This window comes from uncultured Rothia sp. (genome assembly GCF_963544205.1).
Taxonomy (GTDB): domain Bacteria; phylum Actinomycetota; class Actinomycetes; order Actinomycetales; family Micrococcaceae; genus Rothia.
Window position 1 is genome coordinate 45,585 of record NZ_CAUUDY010000012.1, and the last position, 13,151, is coordinate 58,735.

The 13,151-nt window shown below is 61.3% G+C and carries 9 protein-coding genes and 1 pseudogene; 6 read left to right on the plus strand and 4 right to left on the minus strand.

Annotation, left to right across the window (positions count from 1 at the left end):
- The first annotated feature begins 143 nt into the window (after positions 1 to 143).
- Complete coding sequence (locus tag RWZ58_RS06860) at positions 144 to 1,601, plus strand: mycothione reductase (RefSeq protein WP_314658121.1); 1,458 nt, start codon at positions 144 to 146, stop codon at positions 1,599 to 1,601.
- 114 nt (positions 1,602 to 1,715) lie between these two features.
- On the opposite strand, the gene RWZ58_RS06865 is transcribed toward RWZ58_RS06860, so the two are convergent.
- Positions 1,716 to 3,860, minus strand: coding sequence for an AMP-binding protein (locus RWZ58_RS06865; RefSeq protein WP_314658122.1), 2,145 nt, complete (start codon positions 3,858 to 3,860; stop codon positions 1,716 to 1,718).
- Positions 3,861 to 4,012: 152 nt separating this feature from the next.
- Positions 4,013 to 4,879 (minus strand): alpha/beta fold hydrolase, encoded by an 867-nt coding sequence (locus tag RWZ58_RS06870; protein ID WP_311448841.1) that lies wholly within the window; start codon positions 4,877 to 4,879, stop codon positions 4,013 to 4,015.
- Positions 4,880 to 5,103: 224 nt separating this feature from the next.
- Between RWZ58_RS06870 and RWZ58_RS06875 the strand changes: the two genes are divergently transcribed.
- On the plus strand, positions 5,104 to 5,853 hold the full coding sequence (locus tag RWZ58_RS06875) for a lysophospholipid acyltransferase family protein (protein WP_314658123.1): 750 nt from the start codon (positions 5,104 to 5,106) through the stop codon (positions 5,851 to 5,853).
- A 318-nt stretch (positions 5,854 to 6,171) separates the two neighbouring features.
- Positions 6,172 to 7,536, plus strand: a complete 1,365-nt coding sequence (locus tag RWZ58_RS06880) for a class II 3-deoxy-7-phosphoheptulonate synthase (RefSeq protein ID WP_314658124.1) — start codon at positions 6,172 to 6,174, stop codon at positions 7,534 to 7,536.
- 145 nt (positions 7,537 to 7,681) lie between these two features.
- Here RWZ58_RS06880 and RWZ58_RS06885 read toward each other — a convergent pair whose 3' ends face one another.
- On the minus strand, positions 7,682 to 9,412 hold the full coding sequence (locus tag RWZ58_RS06885) for a serine/threonine-protein kinase (RefSeq protein ID WP_314658125.1): 1,731 nt from the start codon (positions 9,410 to 9,412) through the stop codon (positions 7,682 to 7,684).
- Between the two features lie 216 nt (positions 9,413 to 9,628).
- On the opposite strand from RWZ58_RS06885, the gene RWZ58_RS06890 reads away from it, so the two are divergent.
- Complete coding sequence (locus RWZ58_RS06890; protein ID WP_314658126.1) at positions 9,629 to 9,997, plus strand: Rv2175c family DNA-binding protein; 369 nt, start codon at positions 9,629 to 9,631, stop codon at positions 9,995 to 9,997.
- A gap of 104 nt (positions 9,998 to 10,101) precedes the next feature.
- On the opposite strand, the gene RWZ58_RS06895 is transcribed toward RWZ58_RS06890, so the two are convergent.
- A complete protein-coding gene (locus tag RWZ58_RS06895) occupies positions 10,102 to 11,334 on the minus strand; it encodes a polyprenyl synthetase family protein (protein WP_314658127.1) in 1,233 nt (410 codons plus the stop codon).
- Between the two features lie 185 nt (positions 11,335 to 11,519).
- Between RWZ58_RS06895 and dinB the strand changes: the two genes are divergently transcribed.
- Positions 11,520 to 12,914, plus strand: coding sequence for a DNA polymerase IV (gene dinB / locus RWZ58_RS06900; RefSeq protein WP_314658128.1), 1,395 nt, complete (start codon positions 11,520 to 11,522; stop codon positions 12,912 to 12,914).
- A gap of 22 nt (positions 12,915 to 12,936) precedes the next feature.
- Positions 12,937 to 13,151 (plus strand): annotated as a pseudogene (locus RWZ58_RS06905) (hypothetical protein); the annotation flags it as partial.

A 13,151-nucleotide genomic window follows, 5' to 3' on the forward strand; every position in this document is an offset into this window, starting at 1 on the left:
CGCATATCCGGCAACATTGACACCAGAAGTGGGAATAGCCGGTAGCTTCCACGCGTTATAGTGGCAGTAACAGAAATAACCCCGCCATCGAGGGGGCATGCTGGGAACGAGCCCAGCCTCAACACCATCAACGAGAGGACCACATGAGCATCGAGAACGTAGAACGCATTGACGGCGTAGCACAGTACGACCTCATCGTCATCGGCTCCGGATCCGGCAACACCCTCATCGGCCCCGAATGGGACGACAAGAAGGTCGCCCTCATCGACGGCGGTATCTTCGGTGGCACTTGCCTCAACGTCGGCTGCATCCCCACCAAGATGTACGTCTACCCGGCGACTATCGCGCAGAAGACCCGCGAGGTTAAGCACCTGGGCGTCGATGCGCACGTAGACGCCGTGCACTGGGCACAGATTCGTGACCGCATCTTTGCCTCCCGCATTGACCAGATTTCTGAAGGCGGCCGCAACTGGCGCGCCGGCCTGCCCAACGTCGACTTCTACGACCAGTACGCGCGCTTCGTCGGCTCCCACACCATCGAGCTGACCGACGGCACCCGCTTACAGGGCCGCCAGATTGTGATTGCGGCAGGCTCCCGCGCCGTGCTGCCTCCCGTGCCCGGTATCGACTCCTCTAAGGTCTACACCAACGACAACGTCATGCGCATGGACGAGCTGCCCGCCCGCATGGTCGTCATCGGCGGCGGCGTGATTGCGGCAGAGTTCTCCCACGTCTTCTCCGCATTCGGCACCGAAGTAACCCAGCTGAACCGCTCCTCCCGCCTGCTGCGCGGCGTGGATGAAGAGGTCGTGGAACGCTTCGAAGAAGCCGCAAGCAAGCAGTGGAACATCGTCAAGAATGCTGGCCTCTCCGAAATCCGTGAGAACGCCGACGGCAGCGTGACCGTCGTAGCGAAGCGCACCACCGAGAACGGCGAGGAACTGCTCGAAATCCCGGCGGATGCCGTGCTCGTGGCAACCGGTCGTCGCCCCAATACCGACACCCTCAACGCGAAGAACTACTTCGACGTGCAGGATGGCGGTCAGCTCAGCGTCGACAAGTACCAGCGCGTGCTCTACAACGGCGCACCCGTACCCGGCGTCTTCGCCCTCGGTGACGTGTCCAGCCGCTACCAGCTCAAGCACGTGGCAAACCACGAGGCACGCGTCGTGCAGCACAACCTCAGCCACCCCGAGGACCTGCGCGCCAGCGACCACCGCTACGTACCCGGTGCTGTCTTCACCAACCCGCAGATTGCCGTGGTCGGCATGACCGAAGAGCAGGCACGCGAGGCTGCTGAGCGTGAAGGCTATGAGATTACCGTCAAGGCACAGAACTTTGGTGACACCGCCTACGGCTGGGCAATGGAAGACAAGATCGGCCTGTGCAAGCTGATTGCCCGCAAGGATAACGGCGAGCTGCTCGGCGCGCACCTGGTCGGTGAAGAGTCCTCCGTGCTCATCCAGCCGCTGCTGCAGGCAATGAGCTTCGGCATGGACGCGCGCACCCTCGCACGCGGCCAGTACTGGATCCACCCGGCACTGACCGAGATCGTCGAGAACGCCCTGCTCGGCCTGGAATTCGACGAGCCCGCCAACTAACTCTGACTGGGTCACAATGCCTAAATGCTGAGGCGTTGAACGGTTAAATACGTAAGGAGGGGGTCGTACCTACGTGGTACGACCCCCTCCTCTCGTTTCGGTAGCCAGAGCCCGTTAGGCGTTGTCGCTTTCAGACTTCTTCTCAGCCTGAGCGGGCTTCTCCGTGGGAACATCCGCGGAAGAGTCTTCCGAAGCCTTGGAATCTTCCTTCGCCTCGGCCTTATCTTCCTGCGGCTTCTGCATACGCTCCGCCGCCTGCTCGCGTAGCTCCTCGAACTTCTCAGCCGCCTGCTCGCGCAGCTCGGCAAGACGCTCCGTCTGCTGGTCAGCGTACTCGTGCAGACGTTCCGCCGCCTGCTCACGCAGCTCAGCGAACTTCTCGGACTGCTCCGCCGCGTACTCCTGCAGGCGAGCCAGCGAATCCGAAGTGCTATCGGAAACCTTGCCGTACATCTCATCCACGTAGGAGGAGAAATCCTGCAGAATCTTTGCGCGGCGCAGCTTCTGCGAAGGAGTCAGGTAGCCGTCTTCCTCGGTCAGGTCACGGCTCATAATGCGGAACTCGCGAATACCCTCGGCGCGGGAAACCAGCTGGTTCGCCTCATCCACAAGCTTCTGAATCGCGGCACGCACCGCCGGGTGAACGGCAGCCTCCGGAATGGAGAGCGAACGCGGCAGACCCAGGTGCTCCAGCTGCTCGGGCAGAGTATCCGGATCCAAGGTCACCAGAGCCGCAATGAACGGCTTCTCATCGCCAACCAGCATCGCCTGCGACACCAGGGGAGAGGTGCGCAGATGGTTCTCCGCAATGCCCGGAATCACGTTCTTACCGCCGGCGGTGACGATGATTTCCTTCTTGCGGCCCACAATCTTCAGGTAGCCCCGCTCATCGAAACGAGCCAGGTCACCGGTGCGGAACCAGCCGTCCTCGGTGAACGCCTGAGCGTCCTCTTCGGGGTTCTTGTAGTAGCTGCTAATCACGCCCACGCCGCGGACCAGAAGCTCGCCGTCCTCAGCGATGTAGCCTTCGGAACCGGGGATGAACGGGCCAATCATGCCGATCTGGTACGGGTTGATGCGGCCGGCCGCAATCGGGGCGCAGGTCTCGGTCAGGCCGTAACCCTCGACCACCTGCACACCCACCGCGTGGAAGAAGTGCGCCAGGCGCTCGCCGAGGGGGCCGCCACCGGAAACCGCGTAGCGAAGCTCGCCACCCAGGGCGGCACGCAGCTTCGAGTAGACCAGCTTGTCGTACAGGGCGTACTGAGCCGCCAGCTTGAGGGGTACACGGCCCTCAACCTTTGCCTGCGACCAGCGCACCGCGATGTCGGTGGAACGCTCGAAGAGAGCCTTATTGAACTTGCCGCCCTTAGCCGCCTTAGCCATGGCGCCCTCGTACACCTTCTCGAAGACGCGGGGCACCACCAGCAGCATGGTCGGCTTGAAGCTATCCAGATCAGAAGCGAGGTTCTTAATGTTGGGGGAGTGGCCGATGACCAGGCCGGCATCCAGCGCCAGAACCTGAATCAGGCGCGCCAGAACGTGCGCGAGCGGCAAGAAAAGAATGGAGGAGTTGCGGGGGTTGGCAATCTCGGGCTCAACCAGCTTGGTGTTGACGCTCAGGTTCAGGAAGTGGCCGTGAGTCAGTGCGCAACCCTTCGGGCGGCCGGTCGTGCCGGAGGTGTACACAATGGTCGCGAGGTCATCGCAGCCGGCGGCGGAACGCACCTGCTCCAGCTGCTCATCGCTCACCTCGGAGGCGCGGGCGCTCAGAGTGTCAAGGTCGCCGTTTTCAATAACCCAGTGGTGCTTCAGCTGCATGGGCTCGTCAGTCGTGGAGGCGAACTCCTCAGCCTCGGCGATGCGTGCCAGAAGCTTCTCATCCTCAACAAAGATAGCGGTTGCCTCCGAGTGCGCGAGCGCCCATGCCGCCTGCGCGGGGGCGTTCGTCTCATACACCGGAACCGAAATAGCGCCCGCGTACCAAATCGCGAAGTCAATAACAGTCCACTCGAAACGGGTGCGGCTCATAATACCCACACGGTCACCCGGGCGGATACCCGCAGCAATCATGCCCTTCGCCAGGTCGGTCACCATCTGGTGGAACTGCTGAGCGCGAACCGGCTGCCAGTTACCCGGAGACATCTGACGGCGGTACAGCACAGGGTTGGAGCTATCGGCTCGGTGGCGCTCAACAATGCTCGTCAGGTTAAGGGAGGGGTCGACAAGAACCTCGGCGGGGGTGGAGAAGACTTTCATAATGCGCCTTTCAAATCAGGGCGTGAGCCCGTGGCGGTCCGGTGCCGCGGGCTGTCCTCGATGGCTCGAGGTGCCGTGATGGCTCTCTGAAGCCCTGCACGCTACGGCGGGTGATGCAGTCGCCGGTTGATAGCGGGCAGAACCTTCAGAATTTAGTGGTTTAGGGATGCGACAAAAGCTTGAACGGTGGAGAGAAGATACTCGGCGTCGTAGTCGAGCGTTGCCACATGGTAGCTGCGGGTCAGCCACCTAAATTCTACAGGAACTGAACAATGTTCGAGAAAATATTTATGGGAGCTATCCGACACAGTATGATCGCCCAATGAACGCGCATACAGAACCGGCGCCTTCAACTGCGGAATCAACGCACGCGTCTCAGCACCCAAAAGATGCAGCTGATGCACCGCCGCCGTCGGAACGATAGAATACGCGCCCTCGCTCACACCAGGAACCGCAATATCGGAACCAATAGCCTTGAGCATCGGCAGAACCTTAGAGACCTTGCCCGCGTGGCGCATCAGCGGGTTCACATCCACCATGTAGGGGTTGATCAGCACCGTACCCGCCACCGGCAGACGCGCCGACAGATGAGTGGCCACCGTACCACCCATCGACATGCCAATGACCACCACACGCAGACCCTGATCGGTTAGACGGCGGTACCCCTGCTCGGCAGAATCCAGCCACTGCTGGTACGTGCTATCACGCAAATCCTGCCAACGGGTGCCGTGACCGGTCAGCAACGGCATCTCCACCGCAAACCCGAGCTCCATAAAATGCTGAGCCAACGGGCGCATACTGTGCGGCGAACCCGTAAAACCGTGCACCAGCAGAATACCCACAGAATGCTGCGCAGGGTCAGGACTAAAAGAAACGGGGGAATGATCGAATGTCTCCTGGTCGCCCTCGAGGCGACGCGCCAGAGAATCCTTAACATTCTGGGTCGCTAGAAGCCTGCGCTCGCGAGCCTTGCGGCGCATCCGCTTGAGCGGTTCCAACGAATTATCGAAAATGCTCATGGTCCTCCTTCGCCAACCTGCGAGAGTGTGAGTGCAGGTGAGGCTCTATAGCGTACCCTGACCGGCTATCACAGATACAGCGTCGGTGCTGGTATATCGCCGCCAGCGCACCCGATACACCGGTGCGCAGAAAAATCGTTCTCTTTTCTTTAATTATCGCGCGTTCTCTCGCGCCTCTCCAGACACGCTAGAATTGAGCCGGGAACATTCAGAGAGGAGACCCCATGCCTAACACCGCCCTCTACTCAACGCTCAAGATTCTTGGCTCCCCCCTGCTGCAGGGACTGTACCACCATGATGTGGTGGGCCTCGAAAATCTGCCCGAGGGACCCTACATCGTTGCCAGTAACCACCTGGCGTTCTGCGACTCCATTTTTATTCCTCTCGCCATGCCGCGCCCCGTAAACTTCCTCGCCAAGAGCGACTACTTCACCACTCCCGGCGTGAAGGGCCGCACCATGGCGGCATTCTTCCGCGGTGTCGGCCAGCTTCCCATGGACCGCTCCGGCGGCCAGAAGAGCCAGGAATCTCTCAACACCGGCGCGCAGGTCCTCAAAGACGGCGGCGTGATCGGTATCTACCCTGAAGGTACCCGCAGCCCTGACGGACGAGGCTACCGCCCCAAGGTTGGTGTAGCCCGCCTCGCCCTAGAAACCGGCGTGCCCGTAGTACCCGTCGGCCAGATTGGTACCGACCTGATTCAGCCCTCCGGCTCGAACCGTATCCACCTGCGCCACGACGGCAAACCCATTCAGGTGCGCACCATTATCGGCAAGCCCCTCACCTTCGAGAAATACAGCGACGGTGCAGATATGAGCCACCGCGTTCAGCGTGAAATCGCCGACCGTATCGGTGCTGAGATTCGTGCTCTGAGCGGCCAGGAATACGTAGACGTGTACGCCGACCGCGTCAAGAAGCTCATGGCTGATAAGAACATGAGCGCTGACGAAGCAATTGCACACCTGCAGCACTAAACATTGAGACAGCACCTTCGGGTGCACACATACGCCAGCACATACGTCAAGGGGCGGGATGCGGTACACGCCGCATCCCGCCCTTTCGTATGCCGTTCTGCAACGGTGCTTTTCAACCCGCTTATCGCTGAGGCAGGGGGTGCTATCTAAACATGTGAGATGTACCTGACTGCAGGGTTAGGTGTTGAAGCAAGCAAGAGTACAATTAGGTCTATTCAGCCTGAAGAATCGCAAGCCCGAACGCCGCACCCGGCGCGCCGAGCACCCGAAACGAAGGCTGAACCAGAAAACGCACAAGACCATCCCGATGGAGTGAAGATGAGCAATCAAAACCTCAGCACCTCGCAGGCCCCCGACCACGGCCTGGACACCTGGCGTCAGCTGCACATTGACCAGCAGCCCACCTGGAGCGAGCACGAAGATTTTGAGAGCACCATCGCCGAGCTGAACTCGGTACCGCCGCTCGTCTTCGCCGGTGAGGTCGACGCAATGCGCCAGGCACTCGGTGAGGTTGCTGAAGGCCGCGCATTCCTGCTGCAGGGCGGCGACTGCGCAGAAACCTTCGCGGGCGCAACCGCCGACAAGATCTCCGGCCGCGTCAAGACCATCCTGCAGATGTCTGCAGTGCTCACCTACGGCGCCTCCATGCCCGTGGTGAAGATGGGCCGCATGGCGGGTCAGTTCTCCAAGCCGCGTTCCGCAGACATGGAAACCCGCGGCGATGTTACTCTGCCCTCCTTCCGTGGCGAGACCGTCAACGGTTTCGACTTCACCCCCGAAGCCCGCGTGCACGACCCCAAGCGCATGCTGCGCGGCTACCACACCAGCGCCTCCACCCTGAACCTGGTGCGCGCCTTCACCAAGGGCGGCTTCGCAGACCTGCGTGCCGTGCACCAGTGGAACCGCGGCTTCACCTCCAACCCCGCGCACGAGCGTTACGAGAAGACCGCTAACGAAATCGGTCGCGCCCTCAAGTTCATGGAAGCCTGCGGCGTGAACTTCGAAGCTCTCAAGACCACCGACTTGTACGTCGGTCACGAGGCACTGGTTCTGGACTACGAGCGTGCCCTCACCCGAATCGACTCGCGCACCCAGCTGCCCTACGACACCTCCGCACACTTCCTGTGGATTGGCGAGCGCACCCGCGGCGTCGACGATGCACACGTGGACTTCCTCTCCAAGGTCCGCAACCCCATCGGCGTGAAGCTCGGCCCGACCACCACCGCAGAGGATGCACTCGCACTGATCGACAAGCTCGACCCGAACCGCGAGCCCGGCCGCCTGACCTTCATCACCCGCATGGGCGCGAAGAACATTCGCGAGAAGCTGCCCTCGATCGTTGAGGGCGTGCAGGCTGAAGGCGCGAAGGTTGTTTGGGTAACCGACCCGATGCACGGCAACACCATCTCCGTGCCCTCCGGCTACAAGACCCGCCGCTTCGACGACGTGCTCGACGAGGTTCGCGGCTTCTTCGAGGTGCACGAGGCTCTGGGTTCGTTCCCCGGCGGTATCCACGTGGAAATGACCGGCGACGACGTGACCGAGTGCCTGGGTGGCTCCGACGCCATCGACGAGGCAGCACTGGCTGACCGCTACGAGTCCCTGTGCGACCCGCGCCTGAACCACTCGCAGTCCCTGGAAATCGCGTTCCTGGTCTCCGAGTACCTCAAGAACCGCGCATAAAACGTTGATGCGCCTCACCGTACTAGTCGGTGGGTACTAGTCGGCGGGGAATAGCAAAAACGATGCCCGGGTCTTCACCCACACTGAGTGAAGACCCGGGCAATTGCTTTTAACCTGCGCGCGGTATGTAGCGCGAAGACAAAGTTTAGAAGGTCAGGAACGCCTCAATATTGCGCCACCACTGCGACTGCACGAGCGAGGTCGCAAGCCACCAGCCGGTGAAGCTCGACCCCATACCCATCAGAATGAGCGCCAGAGCCCAGCCGCCCACCGCCATACCAGAGGGCGGAGTCCTAAACTGCTTAGCGGGCAGGCGAGGATCCTTCTGCGAAGACTGCTCGGATTCCTGTGAAGAAACGGTCTCCTCATCCGGTGAAGCCTCAGCGGCGCTCGCCGACCCCTTAGACTTCGGGCGGCGCGCACCCGAGGGGTTCAAGGAACGCTCCGCGTGAATCGGGGCGTACTCGCCGTTAGCCGAGATGAACTCCTGCTCCGTCTGCGGACCAATGCCGACGGACTGAGTCAGCGGGCCCTTCGCCGCGGAGGCGCGGCGGCCCATGAACGACCCTATGCCTCGTTTACCGGACTTGCCCTTTGCGCCGTCGTGCTCCTGGTCAGCGTCAGATTCGTCATCGTCGGAGGCGGAACGCACCAGCGGCGGAATGCCCTGGCGGTTCAGCACCGAGTCCTCCGCGTCCACGTCGGCAAGGTGCACGCCCTGACCCGCCGCCGAAGCATCGTACACGAGGCTGTCGGGGGAGTAGACGTCATATGCCAGGAGGTCGCGGGCATCGCTAAACGCGCTAATCGGGGTGTTACGCACCATCTGCGCGGCACCGCTACGCTCCGCAATATCGGCAACAGCCTCCCAGAGAGGAAGCTCCGGCTCCGGGCACGAGGGTGCACGCCAGGCACGCTCGGACTCACCCAGCGACTCAGAAATCTCCAGCAGAGCCGTGAAAAGTTCGGTCGCATCCTCGGGGCGGGCGTGAGGCTGCTTGCGGGTACACCACGAAATCAGCCCCGCAATATCGCGGTCCGCCCCCGGTGCAACATCGGTCAGTGCGGGCATCTCAATATTGGCGTTATGGTAGAGCACCTGCTGGTCATTCTCCAAGCCCACAAAGGGCAGGCGGCCGGAAAGCATGCGGTACATCATCACGCCGAGCGCAAAAATATCAGCCTGCGCGCCGACCTTCACCTTCGGATCCAGAACCTCCGGCGCCACGTAGGCGGGGGTACCCATGGGGGCGCCCGCATCCACCTGATCGTCACGGCGGGAGAGCCCAAAGTCCGTGAGCTTTACCTGGCCGTTAGCGTCGAGAAGAATATTGCCCGGCTTAATATCGCCGTGCAGGTAGCGGTTGGCGTGAACCTCGGAGAGCGCCTCCACAACCGGAATGAGGATGTCCAGCGCCTCGCCTAGAGAAAGTGCGTTACGCACACGCAACAGCTGGCTCAGGGTACAACCGTGTACGTACTCGAGCACGATGTACATGACCATCTGACCCGAAAAATACTCGGTACCCGAAGAAATCACGCCCACCGTATGTCCGCCGCCGCCCACCTGGCGCATCGAACGCTCTTCACGGTGGAATTTCTGGCGGTTTGCCGCATCCTCAGCGAGGGCGGGGGAGAGGACCTTGAGCGCGACCGGGTTATTCGACCACAGGTCCAGCGCGTAATACACCTCGCTCATGCCGCCGCGGCCAATGAGCGAACCCACCTGGTAGTGACCCTCAATAATGGCGCCACTGAGCCACTGCGAAGAACCAATAGCGGTATCCGGGGCAGCGGGACGAGTGGCGGGAGGAACAGAAGTATTAGAAGAACGGGGGTTCACGGGAGAAATTCGGCGTGGGCTGGGAGTATTCATACGTCTCAACATTTTAGCCCGCCCACCTGGGCAGACGCGATGCCAAAGAGCGCCGAGCAGGTGAACACTCAGCGAATTCTTAAGAAGTGCTGGCGGTTCCGGTTCCAACGCACGAACAGCGGGCAACACACAGGAACGAAAGATACGTGGCATGGGCCCCGAACCTGCGGCGGGTCAAAAGTGGTAAATACGTGCCAGCTCTGGCACTCTTAAAAGGTGACTAACGAAAATATTGCTCAGACCTTCGCCCTCGTCGGCGAGTGGGTAACCATCCCCGAAATTGCGCAGGCCCTCGACCTGAAGGTGACCCGCGTTCACAACCTGATTTCTGACGGTACGCTCATCGCTCTGCGCGACCCGGAAACCAACGTGCGCAAGGTTCCCGCGCTGTTCCTGAACGGCTCGCGCGTGCTCGAATCCCTCAAGGGCACCCTCGTGGTCCTGAAGGACTCCGGCTTCAGCGATGAAGAAGCCATCGTGTGGCTGTACACCAACGACGACTCTCTGCCCGGCCGCCCGATCGACGCACTGATTGACGGTCGTAAGACTGAGATTCGTCGCCGTGCGCAGGCACTGGCTTGGTAATACTAGCCTGGTAACACCGGCTCGGTACTATAACTCAAGAGTTGAGGCGGCATACTTCGGTATGCCGCCTCAACTTATTTAATGTTTATGACTGTGTAGAATCTCTAAGCCTTGCGGCGCAGCGCGCGACCCACAATATCGGTCAGCGCAGCGTGCACCAGCTCGTTCAGGTTCATCGCCTCCAGCGCCTCAAACACCGCCTGAGACTTCTGCTCGATTAGCTGCTCGTGCTTGGCGAAAGCACCCGAAGAGACCATCAGCTCGCGGATGCGCTCCACCTGCTCATCGCTCAGCTCGGGGTCGCCCAGGCTATCGTGCAGAAGCGCCGCCTCCTGCTCGCTGAGCGCGGCGGAGGTGAGTGCCACCAGCACGGTACGCTTACCCTCGCGCAGGTCATCACCGGCGGGCTTGCCGGTCACCTCGGGCTGACCGAAAACGCCCAGCTCATCATCGCGCAGCTGGAAGCCCTCACCCAGCGGCAGGCCGAACGCGCGGTAACCGACAAGTACCGGGTGCTGCTCACTCACGGCACCGGCACCATTCTCCAGCGCGGCAGCCTGCAAAGCCAGAGCGCCACCAATCGTGAAAGGGTGCTCGCAGGAGTACTTGGCGGACTTGAAGCGAATCACGTTCAGGGCACGCTGCAGAGCCGCCTGAGCGTCCTCGGTCTCGAGAACCTCAGAGTAGACGTCCAGGTACTGACCCGCCAGAACCTCGGTGCGCATCCGGTCAAAAATGGTGCGCGCCGGAGCGCCATAGATTGCGCCCTCACCCAGGGACGCGAAAACCTCGGCAGACCACGCCAGGGTCAGATCGCCGGCAAGAATACCGCCGGTCAGACCGTAATTGAAAGCATCGCCGCGCCAACCATTCTGCTCGTGCGCCGCCTCGAAACGCTTATGCACGGAGGGAGCGCCGCGGCGGGTATCGGAGCGGTCGATAATGTCATCGTGAATCAGTGCGGAGGTCTGGAACAGCTCCACCGCCATGCCGGCCTTCACAATAGACCAGGACGCGCGGTTCTCGGTTACGGGTGCGCCGCCGGCACCTCGCCAACCCCAGTAGCTCAGCAGGGCACGCAGGCGCTTGCCGCCGGTGGAGAGGGACTCAATAGCCTCCAACAGGGGCAGAGTTTCGGAAGAGATACCCTCAAGTAGCTCGCGCTGGCGGGTAAAAAACTCAGCCATGAGAGTGTCAAAAGCGTGCAGGTAGGCTCGCTGCTCTTCAGCAATACGCTCAGCGAGGTGCGCAGAAGCCGCCGGGATATTCGGTGCCGCTACGGTGAGGCTCTCGGTCGCCTGGGGAGTGGGTGCTCCGGAAGGAGAAGGGGGAGTCATACTATCCTCGCTGATGGTCGCTATGTACGGTCCTGATGCCGTGCGGTGTGCACTTCTTCTAGCTTAGTGGAGAAAAGCCCAAGAGAACGCATTTACGAACACGTTTACGATATATTGCCCCTATTGTTCGTAGAAATGTGCTATATTTTCGGTAGGCGGGCGTAGAAGCTATGAGAGGAGGCGACATGGGGCAGACGCGAACCGGCAAGAATAGCGGCGTAAGGAACGGCCGCGTCATTATGCACCTGGACATGGACGCCTTCTTCGTCAACGTCGAACTCCTCGAAAACCCCGCTCTGCGCGGCGAGCCCATTATCGTGGCGCCCCTGGGCCCCCGCTCGGTCGTATGCTCCGCCTCCTACGAGGCGCGCGCTCACGGAGTGCGCTCCGGGATGCCGCTCAGCCGCGCCCGGAACCTCAGCCCCAACGCCACCGTCCTGCCGCTGCGTGGCGACTACCGGCACTACTCCCGCGCCGTCATGGCAATCCTTCATGACCTGAGCCCCTACGTTGAGCAGGTCAGCGTGGATGAAGCCTTCGTGGACCTCACCGGCGCCTACCTGCACGGCCAAGACCCCGTCGCCCTGGCGCAGCGCGCTCGCGACCGCATCGTGCAGGAGCTCTCCCTGCCCTCCTCCGCGGGGGTGGCGCCCAATAAACTACTCGCCAAAATGGCGTCCACCGGTAGTAAACCGAACGGACTGTGGGTCATTCCACCCGAGCGCGTTCAAGAATTTCTCGACCCGAGAAAAGTCTCCGACCTGTGGGGAGTGGGTGCGAAAAGCACCGAACAGCTCTCCCGGTACGGTATTCAGACCATTGCCCAGATGAGGTCCATGAGCCTGGATTGGCTCAAAGAACGTTTCGGTGCCGCCCAGGGCGAGCACCTCTGGGCCATGGCGCGCGGCATTGACGAACGCCCCGTGATCACCGAACGCGAAGAGAAAAGCATGGGTGGCGAGCACACCTTCGAGACCGATACGGCCGACGCCCACGAAATTAGTGCTGCCGTTCGGGAATTGAGCCTCAAACTTGGAAAGCGCCTGCGCGCCGCCGGAAAACTTGCCGGCGGGCTCAGCCTCAAAATCCGCTACAGCACCTTCGAAACGCACACCCGCGCTATCCCACTAAACGTGCCCGTGGACTCCGGTATGCAGATTGCCTCCCTGGCTCTGGAAGCCCTGCGAGCCGATGAAATTCTGGTGGGTCAGGAGGCTCCACGCGCCCTGCGACTCATCGGGGTGCGCGCCGAAAAGCTCGCCCGCGCAGAAGACGGGGTGCAACAAACCCTCTTCGACTCCATCGAGAGCGGGGCAAACTCACGGTCCGCACAAACTGCCTCCGCCAGAACCGCCTCAGCACAACGAGGCGGCGGGGGAGCGGACAATAGCCCGCAGAACGGTACTCGCTCGGGAGCTGGCGCTCACTCGGGGTCTGGTGCCCGCCTCGTGAGGAGCGGCAGATGGTCCGAGGTTGAGCACGTCATGGACGCGATTCACCGTAAGTACTCACAGGAAAGCCTCAAGCCAGCCTCCGGAGTTACCGCGCCCGAGAAGAGCATTGACGAAAAGAGGTCATAAAGAGCTTCTGTCCGAAAAAAGAATGCGCCAACCCCACCCCGCGCGGTACGATGGGAAACATACGACCGGAAACATACAGCGGGAAGAAGCGCCCACCGCGCCAGCTGATGCACTAGCTAACCCGGCTGATACCGACGTCATCTTGAGTAGAGACACCTCAAAGGAGAAAACGATGGCACTGTCCGAGCGTGAACAGAAGGTTCTGGACCAGCTCGAAGAACTCATGAGCAATGAGGA